Consider the following 20,702-nt stretch of genomic DNA (forward strand, 5'->3'; position numbering starts at 1 on the left):
CCCTGGGGCGAGAGCAAGCCTGTCACTTAACGCACGTTTTCACTCAACGTACGCCCAATAATCTCAATGATGCGGTCCTGATCGCCGGTTTCCAGGCCTGGATAAATGGGCAGGCATAACACAGCGTTGGCGATGTCGGTCGCCACCGGCAAATTCTCGGCGCTCGCGCTGCCAAGACCGCGGTACATCGGGAAGCTGCTGATCAACGGGTAGAAATACCGGCGCGACATGATGCCGTGCTCTTTCAGGGCGTCATACAGTTTCTCGCGCACATCGAACGAGTAATCATTAACAAAAAGCGGGAAATAGGCATAATTCCAGTCAATTGAATCCGGCACGCTCAACGTCCTGATGCTATTAATCTGCGCCAGCCCGTCGCGGTAATAGTGATAAATGCGTTTTCTGTCTTCCAGCGCCTGATCGATATAATTCAGTTGCAATAAACCAAACGCCGCCTGCACTTCGTTCATTTTGCCGTTAATACCGGGGGCGACCACGGTGGTTTCATCCGCAAAGCCGAAGTTTTTCAGATAATCGATCCGTTTCTTCATTTTGGCGTCGGGACAAATAATGGCGCCGCCTTCAATGGTGTTGAACACCTTGGTCGCGTGGAAACTTAGAATCGAGAGATCGCCATAATTCAGAATACTGTCGCCATCTTTTTTCACGCCGAAAGAGTGTGCGGCGTCATAAATCACCTTCAGGCCATAAACATCTGCAATGTTCTGGATCCGATCAACATCGCAGGGAATACCATAACAGTGGACAGGCAGAATGGCGGACGTGAGCGGCGTAATCGCTTCTTCAATCTTTTTGGGATCCAGGTTGCAGGTAACCGGATCGATATCGACAAAGACAGGCTTGAGGTTATTCCACAATAACGAGTGAGACGTCGCCACAAACGAATAAGGCGTGGTGATAACTTCGCCGGTGATGCGCAGCGCCTGTAGCGCCGTCAGCAGCGCCAGCGTGCCGTTGGTGAATAAACACAGATGCTTGACGCCCAGATACTCGGCCAGCGCTTGTTCAAGCTGCTGGTGAAAAGGCCCGCCGTTCGTCAGATATTTGTTATCCCATATCTTTTCCAGATAGGGCATAAATTCATCAAGCGGAGGCAGTAAAGGGCTCGTTACATAGATGTTCTTGCTCATCATTCACCTGTCCTTGCGCTTATGTCGCCATGCATAAAGCAGCATTGTCTGTTTATTATCGCGATTACCGCTGCCTCCACCGACTTGTTATCGAGGTGGAAAGCAGCCCCTTCGGGTTTTACGTAAACTTATGATTCGTTTTCCCAGTCAATGCTGAATGTTCTGGGCTCATTTCCGTCGCAATAAATCTGCCACGCATTGCGTATTGCGCGTTCGAAATAGACGGACGGCGACAGGACGGAATTCATTCTGGCGGCGATGCGCCCCCGGATTCCGGCGCGCACGTCACTGAGTTTTTCCAGTGATTGACGCCAGTACAGCGCCTTTTGTACAAACTCGTCTTCTTCCGTCGCGATAAAGTCGTCCAGCCCCAGGATACGCATGGTGACGCTGCCCTGACGTGAGGCGATGGACTCGCCTTCACGGGTCAGCACCGGTACGCCCATCCAAGCGGCGTGACTCACCGTGGTCCCGCCGGTATAGGGATAAGTATCCAGCAGCAGGTCCACTTCACGGTGCATTCCCAGATATTCTTTCAGCCCGGTCCGCATGCGGAAAGACAGTTGCTCTTCTTTCACCCCGAACTCGACCAACCGGTCACGGAAATAGTCGATGGTTTCCTGCCCCGTCATGTACCCCATGATCAACCGGGAATCCGGCATCGCCGTCAGAACCTTGGCCCACAGGGCCAGCGTTTCGTCAGTGATTTTCTGCGGACGGTTGAAACTGGCAAACGTCAGATAACCGTTTTTCAATGCCGGCAGTTCATTCACCTCCGGGCTATCTTTAACCGGCTCAAAATATTTCACCGAAGGCAGATAAATGATTTTTTCCGTCAGGTATGGATCGAGCGCGCCCCCCTGGAGGTAATGCAAATCAAGCAGGATGTAGTCAACGCTCGTCATGCCCGTTGTGCCGGGATAACCAATCCAGGTCATCTGAATCGGCGCGGGTTTCAGCGCCAGCACCGGCAACCGGTTGTAAGCCGTATGCCCGGACAGATCGATCAGGATGTCGATTTCATCTTTATTAATGAGCGTCGCCAGTTCCAGATCGCCCATCTTGTCGACATCATGCCAGCCGGCCGCGGTCTGTTTTAGGCTCTCAGCCTTTTCATCGTGACGCTGAAAACTTGAGTAGGCGTAAAGCGAGAACGTGTTTCGATCAAGCGAATTCCAGATCGGCTCCAGGAAATTCGTCACCGGATGGTTGCCAAAGTCGCCGGAAATAAAACCAATGCGCAGTGGGCGCTGGGCTGCTTTATCGAGGGAGTAGGCAAAATGGCAATGATAGCGTTCAGCCGCTTCTTCCACGCGCTTACCGAATGCCAGGTGCTCCTGGAATAGCGCCAGCGGCGTCACGTTGACATCGTGGGACAACCCTAACAGCAGGTTGCTGTACAGATGAAACGCATGGGGCATCAACTCAATGGTTTTACGGTGGTACTGAATGGCGTCCTTCCGCCCCAGATTATGACAAACCATCCCCATATGACTGATAAAGTTGGGGTTTTCTGGTTCAATCTGCAGCGCTTTCTCCATACATTTAAACGCTGAGTCCAGGCTATGGGTGATATTCAACAAGATGGCCAGCGTATCCCACGCCAACCCTTTTTGCTTATCACAACGCAGTACTTTCCTGGTCAACGCCATGCCTTGATGCAGTTCGTTCTTTTTCCAGAAGCACACCGCCAGATCAACATAAAAATCCCAGTTGAAAGGCATCAGTGCGATTGCTCGGGTAATGATGCTCAGCGCACCATCAAAATCGCCGGTACGAACATAGGTATTCACGAAGGGGTACCAGACCCACAGATTATCGGGATAGGTACTGATAATCTCTTCCGCTTTGGTTCTGACCTCGGCAAACTGCCCCAGTGCGGTTAGCCGATCAATCTCTTCGTACACTTTCCGGTTGAGCGGGTTTCTATCCTGCGGCTTATTCTTTTTATGTGCCGATGATTTTTCCGGTTCAACAAAGCCGCCGGCATTGGTTTCACTGGTGTACATCACCAACGACTGAACATAAACAGCAACCTGCCCGGCATCCGCCGTCACGATCGCTTCCTGCAAATAGTCTCGCCACGCGCGTGGCGTTCCCCATATCACGCCTTTATTACGCAGCGCCCAGAGCCGGCTGTAAAACGCCTTATCCTTGCTCAGGGTCGATGATGACAACTGTTGCAGGAACTGCCGTTCATCACTATCAAGCGACACCGGCTCATGCCAGAAATTGAATGCCAGATCGGTCGTGGCAATACCGGGCAACCCGGTCAGCGTCTTATGCCTACTGTTCCGGTAAGAACAATTTCCCATCCGCGTGTAGATGCCGCCGATCCCTTTCACAAAAAGATTCTTTAGCGCGTCCAGCACATCCTGCCGATGATTCTCCGCTTCTTTTTCCGGCAGTTGGGTATTAAAGACCAATTGATCCAACGTCAAACTGGCAGGCCAGGCCTCCCCCAATACATCCAGGATACTTAATACCACCGGGTTTTCCGTGCTGATGGTTTCGCCGGTACCGGAAGTGTGGGCATTCAACGTTCTATCGTCATCCGCTCTGACACGCTGAAAATTTCCGGCCCAATTGAAGTCCATCAGTTTTGCAAGATCAGGTTCAGGCAGAATCGCCCCGGACCTTTCCTGCGGGACCAATATGCTGAATCGCTGAGAACGGTTAACAGCAAAATCCAGATATTGCTGGCGCAGATAGGTGGTATTTTCAGGGCAAATCGTTTCGTGCAAGCGTGAAACCTGATCGCCGTAATGCCCCGCCAGTTCTGTGTAGGCGCGAACATCGCCGACATAGGCAAAGCCGGTTTGGGTAATCTGTGAATAGAAATCAACGAAGTAACAAGGCTGGTTCAGCCCCTGCAGATAATGCAGCGCAAAATCCACATCGGACTGTTTTTCAGCTTGTTCAATGAAGGTTTTCAGCGCCGCATTCTGGGGGTTATCCGCAGACGTTCCCAAAGACAGGTAGGTCAGCATCGCGCGGGCGCTGGATTGCGCCGTCTTTTCATCATTGGCGAGACTGCTGTGAAGCTGGATGGCGTCCCGCAGAACTTCGCCGGTCTTCCATCCCGGATAAGTGTTGTAGCAATAGCAGACGATGCCTTCTGCGGTCAGGTGCTCGCTACAGAATCGCAGCAACGCTTCCCGCGTTTCACCGCCAATCAGACTGAACAGACCGTGGATAATGATGTAATCGAATTTCCCAGGATCGCAAGCCAGCAAAGATTCGAGGTCCAAGGCAAATAACGCGATATTATCCAGTTCCAGCTGTTTTATCAGCGCACTGCCTTTTTCAATTTGCTCCGCATCAAGATCGACCCCGACAGACTGCGAATGGGGGTTTGCCAACGCAAAAGGCAGCAAATTACCGCCATCCTTGCACCCGATCTCAAGTACGCGCGCATTTTCCGGCGCAGCCGATGTGATGCCGTAAAGATGTGCAGTGGCTTGCAGATGGAAAGGTGCAGTGTAAGGAACGGGAGGGGCCATCGAACTCAATGGAATTTTACCAGTATCTTCACCCAGGTCGTCATTATTCGCTAAAGGCTGTGTATCTGGCATGGTCACAAGGAATTTCCTTCAATACTTTATGCGGAGATAAAATTGTTTGTAGTATATAAGAAAACCCTTTTCACCAATCCTCTGAGCATCAAATTATAACTTCCCTATTTCGTCGCTTAAGAAGCCGATTTTTATTCTGATAAATTTATTTATCCCGGCTATGTCACAAAATAAAAAAAACCAACCCCAAAGGGTTGGTTTTCAATTCGAGACTGCGTAAACAGATATTACTGCAACAGTTTCAGAACAGTCTGCGGTACCTGGTTAGCCTGAGCCAGTACAGAAGTACCAGCCTGCTGCAGAATCTGTGCCTTACTCATGTTGGATACTTCAGTCGCGTAGTCAGCATCCTGAATACGGCTACGTGCGCTGCTCAGGTTGTTGATGGTGTTGCTCAGGTTATCGATAGTAGACTGGAAGCGGTTCAGAGTCGCACCGATGTTTGCCTTAGCGGTGTTGATGGTCTGCAGAGCAGTATCAATCGCAGCAACCAGCGCCGTAGCGCCTGCAGCAGTAGATACGTCGGTATTGGAAGTTGTGATACCCAGACCACCAGTGGTGGCGTTGATCAGTGCAGAGCTACCAACGGAGATGGCATCGTTAGAAGTGGTGCCGGCGCCAACTTGGATGTTGAAACCAGTGGCGTTAACGGTACCGTCCAGCAGCGCTTTGCCGTTGAAGTTTGCGCTGGCAGCAACACGGTTGATTTCGTCAACACGACGGTTGATTTCAGTCTGGATAGCAGTACGGTCGTTAGTACCGTTGGTGTCGTTCGCTGCCTGTACGGCCAGCTCACGGATACGCTGCAGGTTGTCGTTGATGGTGTTCAGGTTACCTTCAGCGGTCTGTACCAGAGACACACCGTCGTTGGCGTTTTTGGAAGCCTGGGTCAGACCACGAATCTGAGCGGTCATGCCGTTAACGATACCAGAACCTGCGGCGTTGTCTTTGGCGCTGTTGATAGCCAGGCCAGAGGACAGACGTTCGATAGCAGTCTGCAGGGAAGATTGTGATTTGTTCAGGTTGGACTGGGCCAACAGCGACATACTGTTAGTATTAATGACTGCCATAATTATATTCCTTTCATCTCTATTAATGGGGATGGGCTGTTGCCCCCGGTGTCATCACCGTCACTAACTGTATCGGCCGGGGTAAAACAACCTTTAGTTTTTTTTTGAAATTTTCGTATCCCCCGAAAAAAACCAGTCAGGCCGACGCTTACGGCAAGGAGAATAAAGGAAAGGCGGCAACTTGCAGGGAATGTGATAACCGGTCATTCTATATTCAGCGACCTGCTATAAAATGTAACGACGCAGTAAAGGCGGCGTTCGACACCGCGCTAATCAAACATCATGCGTCGGCTATAGGCAACGCGATAACGAATGAAAAGCGCCCGCTTCATTCTCTCTCTATACTTTATAAGGTATCTGGCGCATCGACCCAGGCTTACTGCCCAAGACGCGATGAAGGTTTCATCGCAGGCGAGCCGACATACTCGGTCGATAACACAGTCATGTGGTCAGGTCATGGGCATCCAACGCGTGGATACGCTGCCATAAGCTGCTGAACATCCCGCCAGCCAAACGGATACTGGCGACACACTTAATGCCTTCGGCAAGCCGAAAATGCCCGATTACAGCTGTTGATCCCGGCATCATACGTATCGTGCCAGGATAGAATCCCGCAGACGGCTCAGGCGCGATGGAAATCACGGAGGATAACGATTACGCTGAAATTTACATTACGTCTGTAAACTTTTCGTATACAGTGCCGATAAGACTGTCAGTTCACAATTTAAACGGAAGGGTATCTCTATGGCTACGACGGTTAGCAGTACCGCAGACTACATTTCATCGGTAGGTTTGAGCCTGGCTACAACAACAAGTGGTGGATCACTGGACTTGAGCGGATTACTGACCAAGCTGCAATCCGCTGAAAGCCAAAAACTGACACCGTACACCAACAAACAAACTTCGTTAAGCGCGCAGGCAACGGCCTACAGCGCGGTTGAAGCGGCGATGAAGAGCCTGCAGAGCGCCACGTCAACGCTGCAGAACATGAAGACCATCACCTCAACTGCGGTGACCAGCACCAACACTTCATTCAGCGCAACCACTAACAGTAGTGCAGTTGCCGGTTCCTACAGCATTTCTGTCAGCCAGCTTGCTCAGGCTCAGTCACAGATTTCCGGTGGTTTCAGCAGCGCATCGACCGCTCTGGTATCAGGTGGAACTTCCAGCACCAGCAGCACGATCACGATTACTCAGTCCAGTCAGTCTACGCCGCTGAAAATTACACTGACCGATGACAAAACATCGTTAAATGATATCCGTGATGCTATCAACAATGCCGGTGGCAGCGTCAGTGCCAGTATCATTAATAACGGTACCAATAATTATTTGATGCTGACGGCAAAAGATACCGGCACTCAATCCGCTATGACCATTTCAGTCAGCGGATCGCTTTCCAGCTCGTTGGGCAGCTTTACTGAGCAGGTCGCGGCTAAAGATGCGACGTTTACGCTGAACGGCATGTCCGTCACCAGTCAGAGCAACACCGTGAGTAGCGCTATCAGCGGCGTAACGTTGAATCTTAAATCAACGTCCTCCAGCACTACAGCGGAAACACTGACCGTATCATCGGATATCACCAATACCGAGAAAGCGGTTCAGGCGTGGGTCAGCGCTTATAATAACGTGCTGGATGTCATTAAAGCGCAGACCAACTACACCGCGCCAAGCTCGACCGAAAAGGCCAATGGTAGCCAATCGTCAAGCAATGGCGCGTTGGTTGGTGATGGAACTATCCGCACCGTCCAGCGGCAGTTGCAGGGTTTGCTGAGTAACTTCCAAAGCAGTAGCGGCTCTTTGCACATTATGGCTGATTTGGGGATTACTCAAGATCCCACAAATAGCGGCAAACTAGCCGTCGACACCACCAAGCTGGAAAGTACGCTGAAAACCAGCGCCAGCAGTGTGACGCAGTTCTTTGTCGGCAACGGCACCACCACCGGATTTGCAACTCAGGCAGGAAAGTACCTGACTCAGACGCTGGACTCTAGCGATGGCCTGATAAAATCCGCCCAAAGCAGCATTAAGACCAATCAGGCTTCATTAACTAAGCAAATCGAAAGCATTCAGAATGGCATCGATTCTACAATGGCGCGTTATAAGACCCAGTTTGCTCAGCTCAACACCTTGCTGGCCAAACTGAATTCAACCAGTACTTACCTGACGCAGCAGTTTAACAAAACCAGTAGCAGTTCGAGCTAATCAAATCAGGAATGTATGACGTGCCGGGATTTACCGCACGTCATACAGTTACGAATATTATTATCTTTTTATTTATTGTTAATCGGTTATCCAACGCATGGTCATGTATAGAAAGAATGTCAGTCAGGCTTATGCTCAAGTAGGTGTGGAAAGCGCGGTAATGAGCGCCAGTCCGCATCAACTGATTGTTATGCTGTTTGACGGTGCCAAGAGCGCGCTTGTCCGGGCAAGAATTCTTCTTGAACAGAATGACATTGTCGGAAAAGGGAATGCCCTTTCCAAAGCCATCGATATTATCAGTAATGGGTTGAAACTCGGACTGGATATGGAAAAAGGTGGCGAACTGGCAGAGAACCTTTCCGATCTTTACGATTACATGGTGCGTCGGTTATTGCATGCCAATATCAATAACGATTTGCAGGCAATCATAGAAGTGGAGGCTCTCCTCGGTAATATTGCGGATGCCTGGAAACAAATTGGACCTGGTTATCAACCAACGACGGAAACGCGCTAATGGAAAACCTCTCTCCATTACTAATTGAGTATCAGGGGTTACTCAAACTCATCCGAAATATCAAGGCCATGGCGCTTAATGGATTATGGGATGATGTTGTTGAACAGGAAATAGTTTATATCCAGTCAATAGAGAGAATCAGTCAGATTACCGTTCCTGCCAATATTCCCAGCACGGTGCAATTACAGTTCCGGCAGCTTCTTCAGGACATACTGGATACGGAATCACAGGTGAAAGAGCTGCTGCAGAACAGAATGCAGGAGCTGGCGGTGCTCATCCAGCAGTCACAGAATCAAAAATCGATTAACAACACTTATGCCGAGTTCTCCAACGATATACTTCCGGGAAAACCGCAGCCCTGATTAACACTGTTCCTGTAGACGAGCCCTGACACTTCCCAGAACGGGCTCTTTTTACTTCAAAAAAATCAGGCAAAAATCAGGGGGAATAACCGTTGGTCATTCCCCCCCTTGTCTCGGGATGTTTGCCGAATACAACAATCATCCGAATATAACAATCAATAAAAAGCGGGTATAACCGGGCAGCGTTTTGCTTGCCGATTATATCGTCATATTCATGACTTCCTGGTAAGCCGAGACCAGTTTATTGCGCACCTGAACCCCCATTTGCAAAGCAATAGAGGCCTTCTGGTTGTCAACCATGACGTCATTCAGCGCGACCCCCGGCTTGCCCAACGTAAATGCTTCAGCCTGCGTCTGTGCCTGCGTCCGTGTTTCGTTGATTTTTTCGAGCGCAGCTTTCAGCTCGCCGGCAAAACCAGACTGGGACGCAACGTTGGAATCCGATCCACCGGCCGCTTTGGTTGCGGTAATCTGCATCTGCTGCAATACCGCGTCGATACCCTGAATAGACATGCCTGTTTCCTCAACTACAGATTGAGAATGATATAAAAACCAAATAAATGATAAACATATGTATATGTAGCAAACGAACTGCGCCATCAGCGCCGTTTATTTCACATACATCTCTTTACAGGTTCAATACGCTACCATATCCATAAGGTAGTAAATCGTATAAATGACATTAAAAATGCCAGCTTATCGACCCATCAAATTTTGCGTAACGGAAAATAATGGCATGCCGGTAAATGTAGGCGATGAGTTTTTATGATTGCGCAATCAGGGAGTTCTGTTTTGTTACGTTACAACGTTACCCATATCGTTCAGCAACCAGGCAGAGATAGAGTATGAACGCCTTAACATCCGGCGCCGCAACCGGTGGGAAAAGCTTTGGCGAGATACTCAACCGTTTGCGTGCCAACCCTAAAATCCCGTTACTGATTGCTTCCGCTGCAACTATTGCGATTGTTGTCGCCCTGTCATTGTGGGCTCGCGGCCCCGATTATCGGGTGCTGTACACCAACCTCAATGAACGTGATGGCGGCAGTATTGTCTCCGAACTGGGCAAAATGAATATCCCTTACCGCTTCACCGAAAGCGGCGCGGCCATCATGATCCCATCGGACAAGGTTTATGAAACCCGCCTGAAGCTCGCGCAGCAGGGCTTACCGAAAGGCGGTGCTGTTGGCTTTGAACTGCTTGACCAGGAAAAATTCGGCATCAGCCAGTTCAGCGAGCAGATCAACTATCAACGCGCGCTGGAAGGCGAACTGGCGAGAACCATGGAAACCCTGGGACCGATCCAGAATGCGCGCGTACATCTGGCCATTCCCAAGCCGTCGCTGTTCGTGCGCGAACAGAAATCCCCTTCCGCCGCAGTTACCGTTACCCTGCAACCGGGACGAGCGCTGGATGACAGCCAGATTAGCGCCATTACCTACCTGGTTTCCAGCAGCGTAGCAGGCCTGCCGGCCGACAAGGTCACCGTCGTTGACCAGACCGGTAAACTGCTGACGCAAAATGACAGTTCTGGGCGCGACCTCAATGCCGCGCAACTGAAGTATGCCAATGAAGTCGAAAGCAATTACCAGCGCCGGATTGAAGCGATTCTGACGCCTGTGGTCGGCGCAGGCAACGTTCATGCGCAAGTCACCGCCCAGATCGACTTCGCCAGCCGCGAACAGACTGATGAACAGTATCAACCTAACCAGACGCCGAATCAGGCTGCGGTGCGCTCTCAGCAAACCAGTCAGAGCGATCAGCGCGGTGGTCCTAACGTAGGCGGCGTACCTGGCGCATTATCGAATACACCGACACCGGCGCCGACCGCGCCCATTTCTACCCCGCCGGCAAATAACGCTAATAACGCGAACAATGCCAACAACGCCAATGCTAACGCGGCGGGAACCAATAACCAGACATCTTCTGCCGGCAACGCGGCCAATCAAACCTACAACAGCCGCCACGATCAGACGATCAACTATGAAGTTGATCGCACCATTCGGCACACCAAACAAAACACCGGCAATATTCAACGTTTGTCTGTCGCTGTCGTGGTTAACTACACGCAGGGTGAGGACGGCAAGCCGGCAGCGCTCAATGATGAACAACTGAAGAAAATCGAAGCGCTGGTTCGTGAATCCATGGGATTCTCCAGTGACCGCGGTGATACCCTGAACGTGGTTAATACACCGTTCACCATTACAGACGCCACTGGCGGCGAACTGCCCTTCTGGCAGAAACAGGTGTTCTTCGATCTGCTGACCGAAGTAGGCCGCTGGCTGCTGGTACTGATTGTTGGCTGGATTCTGTATCGTAAACTGGTGCGTCCGCAGTTGCAGAGACGTGCGCAGTTGCAGGAAGCAGCCGAAGCGGCCGCCTCGTTGCGCGGTCAGGATGCGGATGTCACCGTCACGCTCAGCACGATGGAAGAAGAATTGCATCGGAAATCCGAGCAGCGGGCCCATGCAGAGATGCACAGTCAGCGTATCCGTGAACTGGCCGAAAATGATCCTCGCGTCGTCGCGCTGGTAATCCGCCACTGGATGAGTAACGAACTATGAGTCTGACAGGTACAGAAAAGAGCGCCGTCTTATTGATGACTATCGGTGAAGACCGTGCGGCAGAAGTTTTTACGCACCTCTCAACCCGCGAGGTGCAGCATCTCAGTACTGCGATGGCCAACATGAAACAGGTCTCTCAGTCTGAGTTGCTGGAAGTGTTGCGCGAGTTTGATATTGAGGCCGAGCAGTATGCGGCGTTAGGTGTGAATGCCGGCGAATACCTTCGTTCTGTCCTGGTCAAGGCATTGGGTGAAGAGCGTGCCTCCAGCCTGCTGGAAGATATCCTTGAAAGCAAGGAAACCTCTACCGGTATGGAAACGCTCAACTTTATGGAGCCGCAAAGCGCCGCCGACCTTATCCGCGACGAGCACCCGCAGATTATCGCCACCATCCTGGTGCACCTCAAACGCGCACAGGCGGCGGATATTCTGGCTCACTTCGACGAGCGCATGCGTAATGACGTTATGCTACGTATCGCCACCTTCGGCGGGGTGCAACCGTCCGCTCTGGCGGAACTGACCGAAGTACTTAACGGGCTGCTGGACGGTCAAAACCTCAAACGCAGCAAGATGGGGGGTGTTCGTACTGCGGCAGAGATCATCAACCTGATGAAAACGCAGCACGAAGAAGCGGTTATCGATGCCGTACGCGAATTCGATGGCGAGTTGGCACAGAAAATTATCGACGAAATGTTCCTGTTCGAAAACCTGGTGGAAGTGGACGACCGCAGTATCCAGCGTCTGCTGCAGGAAGTGGAATCCGAGTCTCTGCTGATCGCGCTGAAAGGTGCCGAACAGCCGCTGCGCGAGAAGTTCCTGCGCAACATGTCGCAGCGTGCGGCGGAAATCCTGCGCGACGACCTGGCAACTCGTGGCCCGGTACGTATGTCCCAGGTGGAAAACGAACAGAAAGCCATTTTGCTCATTGTACGTCGACTGGCAGACAGCGGCGAAATGATTATCGGTGGTGGTGATGACGCGTTTGTCTAATTCTTCCAGCAATCTTGACTGGCAGCCGTGGAAACTGGATGACCTTTCCGCCCCCACACCCGCTGTCGCGGATGTGGGGACGTCGGCATCGTCCTCTCCGGCTTCGCCGTCGGCGCAACCGGGAGACAACGACTTCTTCGGCATGTCTGATTTTCAGCAGTCGGAGGATGATCTGGCAACCCTGCGCGAACAGGTGCTGCAGCAGGCGCGGGAAAACGGGTTTGCCGAAGGCAAGCAACAGGGTTACGCCGCCGGTTATCAGGACGGACTCCAGACCGGCACACAGCAGGGTTTACAGGATGCGGCTCAGCAGCAGCAACCGGTTATTGCCCAGATGCAACAGATGGTCAATGAATTCCAGCAAACGCTGGACGCTCTGGACAGCGTCATTGTCTCACGCCTGATGCAGTTGGCCTTAACCGCCGCCAAGCAGGTAATTGGTCAGTCGCCGGTTTGTGACGGCACTGCGCTAATGGGGCAAATACAGCAGTTGATCCAGCAGGAACCCATGTTCAGCGGCAAGCCGCAATTGCGTGTGCACCCATCGGACCTGGAGCGGGTGGAACAACACCTCGGCCCTACCCTCAGCCTTCACGGCTGGCGGTTGTTGGCAGATAACCAATTGCATCCCGGAGGCTGCAAAGTCAGCGCCGAAGAAGGGGATCTGGACGCCAGCATTGCCACCCGCTGGCATGAACTTTGCCGACTGGCAGCACCGGGAGAACTCTGATGACTGTGCGTCTTTCCCGTTGGCTCTCTTCTATTGATACGTTTGAAAAGCGTATCGCCAATACGCCTGCAATACGCCGTTATGGACGGCTGACGCGTGCGACGGGATTGGTGCTTGAGGCGACCGGCCTGCACATGCCGCTGGGTTCGACCTGCCTGATTGAACGTCAGAACGGCAATCAGGTTGACGAAGTGGAAAGTGAAGTCGTCGGTTTTAACGGCCAGAAACTATTTCTGATGCCGCTTGAAGAAGTCGAAGGGATCATCCCGGGAGCCCGGGTCTATGAACGCGTTGGTCTTTCCGGCAGCAGTCAGGGCAAGCAGCTACCGCTGGGTCCGGCATTGCTGGGCCGCGTACTGGATGGCAGCGCCAAACCGTTGGATGGTTTTCCTGCACCTGATACCGGCTACACCGCGCCACTGGTGACCGCGCCGTTCAACCCGCTCCAGCGTACGCCGATTGAACACGTTCTGGATGTCGGCGTGCGTGCCATCAACGCATTGCTGACGGTGGGCCGTGGTCAGCGTATGGGGCTTTTCGCCGGTTCCGGTGTTGGTAAAAGTGTGCTGCTCGGAATGATGGCGCGCTATACTCAAGCCGATGTGATCGTAGTCGGCCTGATCGGGGAACGTGGGCGCGAAGTTAAAGACTTCATTGAAAACATTCTCGGCACCGAAGGGCTTGCGCGCTCTGTGGTGATCGCCGCCCCGGCGGATGTCTCTCCCCTGCTGCGTATGCAGGGCGCAGCTTATGCTACGCGCATCGCAGAAGATTTCCGCGACCGTGGTCATCATGTATTGTTGATTATGGATTCGCTGACGCGTTATGCGATGGCTCAACGTGAAATCGCACTGGCGATTGGCGAACCGCCGGCAACCAAAGGTTACCCGCCTTCGGTTTTCGCCAAATTGCCTGCGCTGGTAGAGCGTGCGGGCAACGGTATTTCCGGCGGCGGTTCAATCACCGCGTTTTATACGGTGCTGACCGAAGGCGATGACCAGCAGGACCCGATCGCCGACTCGGCTCGCGCCATTCTGGACGGCCATATCGTGCTGTCCCGCCAATTGGCAGAGTCCGGACATTATCCGGCTATTGATATCGAAGCGTCTATTAGCCGTGCGATGACGGCGTTGATAGATGAAAACCATTATTCTGCGGTAAGGCAATTCAAGCAGTCGTTATCCAGTTATCAGCGCAACCGCGATCTGATTAATGTCGGCGCTTATGCCGCCGGTAGCGACCCGTTGCTTGATCGGGCAATACAGCTTTATCCGCAGATGCAACATTTTTTGCAGCAGGGAATGTTTGAGCGAAGCTCATTTGAGGAAGCCTGTCAGGCACTGGATAACATTTTCCCGTATAATCGGTAGGAGGGTGAATGAGAACTCAATCTACCTTCGTCATGCTGCGTGATTTGGCCCAAAAAGAGGTCGATGCTGCGACAACGCATCTGGGTCAGGTACAAAAAGCCTATTTGCAGGCTGAACAGCAACTTAATGCGTTGTTAGGTTACCATGATGATTATCGCCAGCGGCTTAATGACTCAATGACCGAAGGCATGGCCAATACCTCCTGGCAAAATTATCAGCAATTTATTTTGACTCTGGAAAAAGCGATTGAGCAGCACCAGCATCAGTTATTAAATTGGACTTCTCGTTTGAATCAGGCGATGAAAGCCTGGCAGGAAAAGCAGCAGCGACTGAATGCATTTAGTACATTGCAACAGCGTGAACAGACTAAAATGCTGGCGCATGAAAATCGCCTGGAACAAAAGCGGATGGATGAATTCGCCCAACGCGCATCAATGAGGAAAACATAATTATGAACTTGCCAGCAATGCCGATCACCACAACGACTGATGCAAGCACAACTGCGCCTCAGGGGAATTCCTTACTTGCGCTGCTGGGCAAAGACCAGCTACCGGAAAATTTTGTTCAGTTGCTCTCGCAGAAACTGTCAACGGCACAGTCCGCCAAAAAAACCATTATCAGCGATCAGGAAAGCGCCGATTTCAAAGACGCACTGGCAAAAAGCGGCATTGAAGCAAACAGTGACGAATTGAATGCCATTCTGGGCGCCTTGACTAAAGGGACGTTGACGCTGGCTGACTTGCAATCAGGCAATTCCCTTGAATCGCTGCTGGCCAAGGCTCAAAAGAAAGTCAGTGCAAAGGACGAGAAAGCGACTGATACCGATGCGCTGGCTATGCAAGCGTTGTTTGCCATGATTCCGGTACAAACTACAGCGCAGACAAAAGCGGCAACTGAAGGCACGGCGTCCAACCCGTCTTTATCCGATGGATTGAGTGAGTTGAAAAACGGCAAGACCAGCAACAGCGTGTTGAGTTCGTTGCTGGGTTCGGCAAAAACCGGCGATTCATCGTCACAAGGCGATTTTACACTGAAAGCATCCGCAACAACGGATAGCTCGACGGCCTCGTCCCTGACTGCCGTGAGCACCTCTGCCGCGGCCAAAAATACCGGATTGCAGGCAGTTGACCAGTCCAAAGATAGCACTCTGCTGACATCCCGTAAGGAAGACAGCGCCAGTAATCCGATAGCCGCATCGGCACCGGCCGATGCCAGCGCCAACTCGTCATTGCAGACGCTGTCGTCGCTGTTCGCCAGCAACGCCACGCCAACGCAACCCGCAGCCCAGCACGTAACCAGCCAGATCAACGTGCCGCTGGGTACTCAGCAGTGGAATGATGCGCTGGGTCAGCAGGTCGTGATGTTTAGCCGTAACGGGCAGCAGACCGCTGAGCTGAAACTTCACCCGGAAGAGTTGGGCTCACTGCATATCATGCTGAAAATCGAAGATAATCAGGCGCAAATTCACCTGGTTTCCGGTAACAGCCAGGTGCGTTCCGCCCTGGAGTCCGCCCTCCCCCACCTGCGCAGCGCGATGGCCGAGAGCGGTATCAACCTGGGGCAGAGCAGTGTAGGGTCGGATGCCGGCAGTTGGCAGCAGTCACAGCAGCAAGTGGCAAGCAACGCCAATGGTAACGGCGGCGGCAACGCCTCGTCTTATCAGCAGCAATTCGGCCAATCCGAGCATACCGCCGCCGAAGTTGAACCGCTGGCGGTCCCGGCACAGCTGCAGTCAATGGCAACAGGTATTAATGGCGTCGATATCTTTGCCTAATGAAGAAGTTAACGCTTTTTTTATTGTTTATTCATTGTATTGAAGCGGTGAATAGGCGGGATAATCGTGATATCACGCATTTATCTAATGGCTGACTTTGCCATTAGATACTGATAAATAACAGGATATATCATTGGCTACGTCTAATAAGAAAGCCCAGTCAGGCGGTAATAAGAGGTCCCTCTGGCTGATACTCTTGATTGTTATCGCCCTGGCAGCCACTGCCGCAGCGGGTGCCGGCTGGTGGTTATTGAGTCAGAAAAAAGCCGAAACGGCAGCTAGCGAACCGCCTCCGCCGCCAGCGCCGGTGTTCATGCCTTTGGATACATTCACCGTTAACCTGTTATCTCCGGATAACAACCCGGATCGGGTGCTGTATGTGGGGATCACCCTGCGACTGCCGGATGAAGCGACCCGTGCGCGCCTGACCAATTATCTGCCGGAAATTCGCAGTCGTTTGATTATGCTGTTTTCTCGTCAGAGCTCGTCTGTTCTGGCAACGGAACAAGGCAAGCAAAAACTGGTTGAAGATATCAAGCAGGTATTAAGCCCACCGCTGGTTCCTGGACAACCTAACCAGGTAGTCAGCGATGTCCTGTTCACTGCTTTCATTTTGCGGTAATCACTATGGGTGACAGCATTCTTTCACAGGCAGAGATTGACGCTCTGCTAAACGGTGACAGTGGCGATAGTAGCGCTGATGCCAGCAACGCTGCTTCGCAGAAAGACGGGGATGTCAAACCCTACGATCCCAATACACAACGGCGCGTCATTCGTGAACGTCTGCAGGCGCTGGAGATCATCAACGAACGTTTTGCACGTCAGTTCCGTATGGGGCTGTTCAACCTGCTTCGTCGTAGCCCGGATATTACTGTCGGTGCTATCAAGATTCAGCCGTATCATGAGTTTGCGCGTAACCTGCCGGTTCCGACCAACCTCAACCTGATACATCTGAAGCCGCTGCGCGGCACGGCTCTGTTTGTGTTCTCCCCCAGCCTGGTCTTTATTGCCGTGGACAACCTGTTCGGCGGCGATGGTCGTTTCCCCACCAAGGTTGAAGGTCGTGAATTTACGCATACCGAGCAGCGTGTTGTGCGCCGGATGCTTAAACTGGCGCTCGAAGCTTACAGTGATGCCTGGAATGCGATTTATAAGTTAGATGTGGAATATGTGCGTTCGGAAATGCAGGTAAAATTCACCAACATCACCACATCGCCGAACGATATCGTGGTGACGACCCCTTTCCATCTGGAAATCGGGACCTTGACCGGTGAATTCAGTATCTGTATTCCGTTCTCCATGATTGAGCCTTTACGCGAATTGCTGGCTAACCCGCCGCTGGAGAACTCTCAGCAGGAAGACCAGCATTGGCGTGAAACACTGGCAAAGCAGGTACAGCACTCGGAGCTGGAGCTGGTTGCCAACTTTGTCGATATCCCGGTTCGACTGTCAAAGGTTTTGAAACTCAAACCCGGAGATATTTTGCCGATTGATAAACCTGAACGCCTGGTGGCTCATGTTGATGGCGTGCCGGTGCTGACCTGTCAATACGGTACGTTAGATGGTCAATATGCCTTGCGTGTTGAACACTTGATTAACCCCATTTTAAATTCTCTGAATGACGAGGAACCGCTCAATGAGTGACATCAAGAAACCGTCCGAAGAAACGGATTCCGTGGACGATCTGTGGGCTGATGCATTTAGCGAGCAGCAGTCGGCAGAAAAAAGCGCGCCGGGTAGTACCGAAGGTATTTTTAAGAACTTTGATGTGCAGGACACGCAGGGTTCAATGCAGGATATCGATCTGATTCTGGATATCCCGGTCAAACTGACGGTCGAGCTCGGTCGCACCAAAATGACCATCAAAGAGTTGCTGCGTTTGTCGCAGGGCTCCGTGGTAGCGCTGGACGGCCTGGCCGGTGAGCCGCTGGATATTATGATTAACGGATATCTGATTGCTCAAGGTGAAGTCGTGGTCGTCTCTGACAAGTATGGCGTACGTATCACCGATATTATTACGCCGTCAGAACGTATGCGCAGGTTAGGCCGTTAATGACGGGTACCGCACAACAGACTGTCTCTACCATTCAGCAGCCGCCCGCGGCTGCTGAATCCGTTATTTCCGGCGGCGCGCTGTTGTCGCAAATCGGCACCGCCTTGTGCGGTGTGCTGTTGTTGATCTTGCTGGTCGCCTGGCTGTTACGCAAACTGGGTATCGCGCCGCAGGTCAAAAGCGGCAATGTTATGAAAGTGGTATCGTCTTGCCTAGTCGGGCAACGCGAACGTATCGTGATTGTTGAAGTCGACGATACCTGGCTCGTATTAGGGGTAACCGCCCAGCAGATCACCCATTTACATACCCTGCCCGCGCGTCCCGTTGGCAACGCAGCGGCATCGGTAGAAAAAATTGCGCCAGCCGATTTTCTCCAGTTTCTCAAGAAAGCGACCACGCGTCCGGAAAAAACCGAATGAGTACCACCCTGCGTCCGACTTCTTTCTCCGCATGGCTGCGCCTGCTACGTTATCCTGCGGCTTCCATTCTGTTCATGATCGCCCCCCATGCACTGGCGCAGTTGCCCGGTATTATCAGCCAGCCCCTGGCTAACGGCGGGCAGAGCTGGTCATTGCCGATTCAGACGTTGGTTTTCATCACATCGCTGAGTTTTATTCCGGCGGTATTGCTGATGATGACCTGTTTTACCCGTATCATCATCGTCCTGAGCCTGCTGCGCAACGCATTGGGAACGCCAACCGCGCCGCCCAACCAGGTGTTGCTGGGACTGAGTCTGTTTCTGACTTTTTTTGTGATGTCTCCGGTACTGAACCGTATCTATGACGAAGCCTATCGTCCGTTCAGTGAAGATAAAATCAGTATGGAAGTGGCTATCGAAAAAGGCTCGCAGCCGTTGCGTGAATTCATGCTCCGGCAAACCCGGGAAGCGGATTTGGCTTTATTTACCCGTCTGGCGCAGATTCCCTCACTGCAAGGCCCGGAAGCGGTTCCAATGCGGGTACTGGTGCCGGCTTATGTTACCAGCGAGCTAAAAACCGCCTTTCAGATCGGTTTTACGATTTTCATTCCTTTTCTGCTGATCGACCTGGTTGTAGCCAGTGTACTGATGGCGCTGGGTATGATGATGGTTCCCCCGGCCACCATCTCGTTACCATTCAAGCTGATGCTCTTCGTGCTGGTTGACGGGTGGCAATTGTTGCTGGGGTCGCTGGCCCAGAGTTTCTATACTTAGTCGATGCGGTTACTGCTGTTCACCACATCAGAGGAATGCCTGTATGACTCCTGAATCCGTCATGGCTTTAGGCTATGAAGCAATGAAAATAGCGCTGATGCTGGCAGGCCCTCCTCTTGTCGCCGCACTGGTCAGCGGCTTGATTATCAGCCTGCTCCAGGCAGCCACACAAATCAACGAAATGACCCTGTCATTCATTCCCAAAGTGCTGACGGTATTTTTCACGCTGGTGGTTGCTGGCCCCTGGATGCTCAGCGTCATTCTTGATTATATGCGCACAATGTTCAGCCAATTTCCCAACATGATTGGATAGACATGGTCACCCTCAGCAGCATCGACATGATCGGTTGGTTCAACCAGTTTTTCTGGCCACTGGTCAGGATCCTCGCGCTTATTAGCACCGCGCCGATCTTTAGCGAACGCTCTATCACTCGCCGGGTAAAGATCGGTCTGGGAGTGCTGATCGCTATTGTCATTACACCGAGCATTCCCCATACCTCGATTCCAATATTTTCCGCGGCCGGTGTCTGGATGCTATGTCAACAGGTGTTGATAGGCGCGATGCTGGGCTTTGCTATGCAACTGGCGTTTGCGGCTATCCGTCTGGCCGGTGAGATTATCGGTCTGCAGATGGGGCTTTCGTTTGCGACCTTCTTTGACCCCAGCGGCGGCCCGAATATGCCGGTGGTTGCACGATTCATGAACTTGCTGGCGTTGCTGCTTTTTCTGAGCATGAATGGGCATCTATGGTTGATATCGCTGCTGGTTGACAGTTTTCACACCATCCCCATCAATGCCGAACCGATCAGCGGTAACGTATTTATGACCCTGGCCGAGGCTGGCGGAAGGATATTTTCTAACGGGCTGATGCTTGCCCTGCCCCTCATCACACTGCTGCTGACTATCAACATGGCGCTTGGCTTATTAAGCCGGCTCGCGCCACAGCTAACCATCTTTGCCATCGGCTTTCCCATCACCCTCTTCGCCGGGATCATCACCGTGGGTTTTCTGATCTTCCTGCTCTCGCCTTATGCAGAAAAACTGTTCGGCGAAACCTACGATTTATTAACTGACTTATTAAGCCGCTTTGCCGGGTAACCCGCCCATTTATTCGGTATCTTCCTCCACCTTACCGGCTTATCCAAAATGGCCTGATTCG

The 20,702-nt window shown here is 52.1% G+C and carries 20 protein-coding genes; 16 read left to right on the forward strand and 4 right to left on the reverse strand.

The window, feature by feature from the left end; all coding sequences use genetic code 11:
* Positions 1-26: 26 nt before the first annotated feature.
* The 3 genes from CVE23_RS14080 to CVE23_RS14090 form a co-directional block, all read right to left on the reverse strand.
* The gene (locus CVE23_RS14080; protein ID WP_049855155.1) at positions 27-1,151 is read right to left on the reverse strand and encodes a DegT/DnrJ/EryC1/StrS family aminotransferase; all 1,125 of its coding nucleotides are present in this window, start codon (positions 1,149-1,151) and stop codon (positions 27-29) included.
* Positions 1,152-1,279: 128 nt separating this feature from the next.
* Positions 1,280-4,654: an O-linked N-acetylglucosamine transferase family protein gene (locus tag CVE23_RS14085; protein WP_225622593.1), complete on the reverse strand. Its 3,375-nt coding sequence runs from the start codon at positions 4,652-4,654 to the stop codon at positions 1,280-1,282.
* Between the two features lie 299 nt (positions 4,655-4,953).
* A complete protein-coding gene (locus tag CVE23_RS14090; RefSeq protein ID WP_049855055.1) occupies positions 4,954-5,796 on the reverse strand; it encodes a flagellin N-terminal helical domain-containing protein in 843 nt (280 codons plus the stop codon).
* A gap of 744 nt (positions 5,797-6,540) precedes the next feature.
* Between CVE23_RS14090 and fliD the strand changes: the two genes are divergently transcribed.
* The 3 genes from fliD to fliT all read left to right on the forward strand — a co-directional run bounded on the left by fliD (position 6,541) and on the right by fliT (position 8,874).
* Positions 6,541-7,998 (forward strand): flagellar filament capping protein FliD, encoded by a 1,458-nt coding sequence (fliD, locus tag CVE23_RS14095; protein ID WP_100849785.1) that lies wholly within the window; start codon positions 6,541-6,543, stop codon positions 7,996-7,998.
* 103 nt (positions 7,999-8,101) lie between these two features.
* Positions 8,102-8,512 carry a flagellar export chaperone FliS gene (gene fliS, locus CVE23_RS14100; RefSeq protein WP_049855053.1) on the forward strand — a complete coding sequence of 137 codons (411 nt, stop codon included), beginning with the start codon at positions 8,102-8,104 and terminating at the stop codon, positions 8,510-8,512.
* Positions 8,512-8,874 (forward strand): flagellar protein FliT, encoded by a 363-nt coding sequence (gene fliT, locus CVE23_RS14105; RefSeq protein WP_038667946.1) that lies wholly within the window; start codon positions 8,512-8,514, stop codon positions 8,872-8,874. The genes fliS and fliT overlap by 1 nt, the downstream gene beginning before the upstream one ends.
* Before the next feature lie 198 nt (positions 8,875-9,072).
* Here fliT and fliE read toward each other — a convergent pair whose 3' ends face one another.
* Complete coding sequence (fliE, locus tag CVE23_RS14110; protein ID WP_038667944.1) at positions 9,073-9,387, reverse strand: flagellar hook-basal body complex protein FliE; 315 nt, start codon at positions 9,385-9,387, stop codon at positions 9,073-9,075.
* Positions 9,388-9,719: 332 nt separating this feature from the next.
* Between fliE and fliF the strand changes: the two genes are divergently transcribed.
* The 13 genes from fliF (at position 9,720) to fliR (ending at position 20,641) form a co-directional block, all read left to right on the forward strand.
* Positions 9,720-11,435: a flagellar basal-body MS-ring/collar protein FliF gene (fliF, locus tag CVE23_RS14115; protein WP_100849786.1), complete on the forward strand. Its 1,716-nt coding sequence runs from the start codon at positions 9,720-9,722 to the stop codon at positions 11,433-11,435.
* A complete protein-coding gene (gene fliG, locus CVE23_RS14120) occupies positions 11,432-12,424 on the forward strand; it encodes a flagellar motor switch protein FliG (RefSeq protein ID WP_013318489.1) in 993 nt (330 codons plus the stop codon). The genes fliF and fliG overlap by 4 nt, the downstream gene beginning before the upstream one ends.
* Positions 12,399-13,154 carry a flagellar assembly protein FliH gene (gene fliH / locus CVE23_RS14125; RefSeq protein WP_100849787.1) on the forward strand — a complete coding sequence of 252 codons (756 nt, stop codon included), beginning with the start codon at positions 12,399-12,401 and terminating at the stop codon, positions 13,152-13,154. The genes fliG and fliH overlap by 26 nt, the downstream gene beginning before the upstream one ends.
* Positions 13,154-14,524: a flagellar protein export ATPase FliI gene (gene fliI / locus CVE23_RS14130; RefSeq protein ID WP_038919552.1), complete on the forward strand. Its 1,371-nt coding sequence runs from the start codon at positions 13,154-13,156 to the stop codon at positions 14,522-14,524. The genes fliH and fliI overlap by 1 nt, the downstream gene beginning before the upstream one ends.
* 8 nt (positions 14,525-14,532) lie before the next feature.
* Positions 14,533-14,973: a flagellar export protein FliJ gene (fliJ, locus tag CVE23_RS14135; protein WP_038919553.1), complete on the forward strand. Its 441-nt coding sequence runs from the start codon at positions 14,533-14,535 to the stop codon at positions 14,971-14,973.
* A gap of 2 nt (positions 14,974-14,975) precedes the next feature.
* Positions 14,976-16,298: a flagellar hook-length control protein FliK gene (locus CVE23_RS14140; RefSeq protein WP_049855051.1), complete on the forward strand. Its 1,323-nt coding sequence runs from the start codon at positions 14,976-14,978 to the stop codon at positions 16,296-16,298.
* 133 nt (positions 16,299-16,431) lie between these two features.
* Complete coding sequence (gene fliL / locus CVE23_RS14145) at positions 16,432-16,920, forward strand: flagellar basal body-associated protein FliL (RefSeq protein ID WP_038919555.1); 489 nt, start codon at positions 16,432-16,434, stop codon at positions 16,918-16,920.
* Positions 16,921-16,925: 5 nt separating this feature from the next.
* Positions 16,926-17,942 carry a flagellar motor switch protein FliM gene (gene fliM, locus CVE23_RS14150; protein WP_038667932.1) on the forward strand — a complete coding sequence of 339 codons (1,017 nt, stop codon included), beginning with the start codon at positions 16,926-16,928 and terminating at the stop codon, positions 17,940-17,942.
* Entirely contained in the window at positions 17,935-18,351 is a 417-nt protein-coding gene (fliN, locus tag CVE23_RS14155) for a flagellar motor switch protein FliN (RefSeq protein ID WP_038919556.1), read from the forward strand. Before fliM ends, fliN begins: the two co-directional genes overlap by 8 nt.
* Positions 18,351-18,770 carry a flagellar biosynthetic protein FliO gene (gene fliO, locus CVE23_RS14160; RefSeq protein WP_049855050.1) on the forward strand — a complete coding sequence of 140 codons (420 nt, stop codon included), beginning with the start codon at positions 18,351-18,353 and terminating at the stop codon, positions 18,768-18,770. Before fliN ends, fliO begins: the two co-directional genes overlap by 1 nt.
* 74 nt (positions 18,771-18,844) lie before the next feature.
* Positions 18,845-19,543 (forward strand): flagellar type III secretion system pore protein FliP, encoded by a 699-nt coding sequence (fliP, locus tag CVE23_RS14165; RefSeq protein WP_369831436.1) that lies wholly within the window; start codon positions 18,845-18,847, stop codon positions 19,541-19,543.
* Positions 19,544-19,586: 43 nt separating this feature from the next.
* Positions 19,587-19,856 (forward strand): flagellar biosynthesis protein FliQ, encoded by a 270-nt coding sequence (gene fliQ, locus CVE23_RS14170; protein ID WP_013318499.1) that lies wholly within the window; start codon positions 19,587-19,589, stop codon positions 19,854-19,856.
* Positions 19,857-19,858: 2 nt separating this feature from the next.
* Entirely contained in the window at positions 19,859-20,641 is a 783-nt protein-coding gene (gene fliR, locus CVE23_RS14175; protein WP_049855049.1) for a flagellar biosynthetic protein FliR, read from the forward strand.
* Positions 20,642-20,702: the final 61 nt, after the last annotated feature.

The sequence above is a fragment of the Dickeya fangzhongdai genome, assembly GCF_002812485.1.
In the GTDB taxonomy this organism is placed as follows: Bacteria; Pseudomonadota; Gammaproteobacteria; order Enterobacterales; family Enterobacteriaceae; genus Dickeya; species Dickeya fangzhongdai.

Excerpts from the sequence above, each read along its gene's own strand:
- CVE23_RS14090 (WP_049855055.1), bottom strand. The coding sequence starts at position 5,796 with ATGGCAGTCATTAATACTAACAGTATGTCGCTGTTGGCCCAGTCCAAC.
- CVE23_RS14080 (WP_049855155.1), bottom strand. The coding sequence starts at position 1,151 with ATGAGCAAGAACATCTATGTAACGAGCCCTTTACTGCCTCCGCTTGAT.
- fliR (WP_049855049.1), top strand. The coding sequence starts at position 19,859 with ATGGTCACCCTCAGCAGCATCGACATGATCGGTTGGTTCAACCAGTTT.
- CVE23_RS14085 (WP_225622593.1), bottom strand. The coding sequence starts at position 4,654 with ATGGCCCCTCCCGTTCCTTACACTGCACCTTTCCATCTGCAAGCCACT.
- CVE23_RS14140 (WP_049855051.1), top strand. The coding sequence starts at position 14,976 with ATGAACTTGCCAGCAATGCCGATCACCACAACGACTGATGCAAGCACA.
- fliO (WP_049855050.1), top strand. The coding sequence starts at position 18,351 with ATGACGGGTACCGCACAACAGACTGTCTCTACCATTCAGCAGCCGCCC.
- fliG (WP_013318489.1), top strand. The coding sequence starts at position 11,432 with ATGAGTCTGACAGGTACAGAAAAGAGCGCCGTCTTATTGATGACTATC.
- fliM (WP_038667932.1), top strand. The coding sequence starts at position 16,926 with ATGGGTGACAGCATTCTTTCACAGGCAGAGATTGACGCTCTGCTAAAC.
- fliQ (WP_013318499.1), top strand. The coding sequence starts at position 19,587 with ATGACTCCTGAATCCGTCATGGCTTTAGGCTATGAAGCAATGAAAATA.
- fliD (WP_100849785.1), top strand. The coding sequence starts at position 6,541 with ATGGCTACGACGGTTAGCAGTACCGCAGACTACATTTCATCGGTAGGT.
- fliF (WP_100849786.1), top strand. The coding sequence starts at position 9,720 with ATGAACGCCTTAACATCCGGCGCCGCAACCGGTGGGAAAAGCTTTGGC.
- fliE (WP_038667944.1), bottom strand. The coding sequence starts at position 9,387 with ATGTCTATTCAGGGTATCGACGCGGTATTGCAGCAGATGCAGATTACC.
- fliJ (WP_038919553.1), top strand. The coding sequence starts at position 14,533 with ATGAGAACTCAATCTACCTTCGTCATGCTGCGTGATTTGGCCCAAAAA.
- fliN (WP_038919556.1), top strand. The coding sequence starts at position 17,935 with ATGAGTGACATCAAGAAACCGTCCGAAGAAACGGATTCCGTGGACGAT.
- fliT (WP_038667946.1), top strand. The coding sequence starts at position 8,512 with ATGGAAAACCTCTCTCCATTACTAATTGAGTATCAGGGGTTACTCAAA.
- fliI (WP_038919552.1), top strand. The coding sequence starts at position 13,154 with ATGACTGTGCGTCTTTCCCGTTGGCTCTCTTCTATTGATACGTTTGAA.
- fliP (WP_369831436.1), top strand. The coding sequence starts at position 18,845 with ATGATCGCCCCCCATGCACTGGCGCAGTTGCCCGGTATTATCAGCCAG.
- fliS (WP_049855053.1), top strand. The coding sequence starts at position 8,102 with ATGTATAGAAAGAATGTCAGTCAGGCTTATGCTCAAGTAGGTGTGGAA.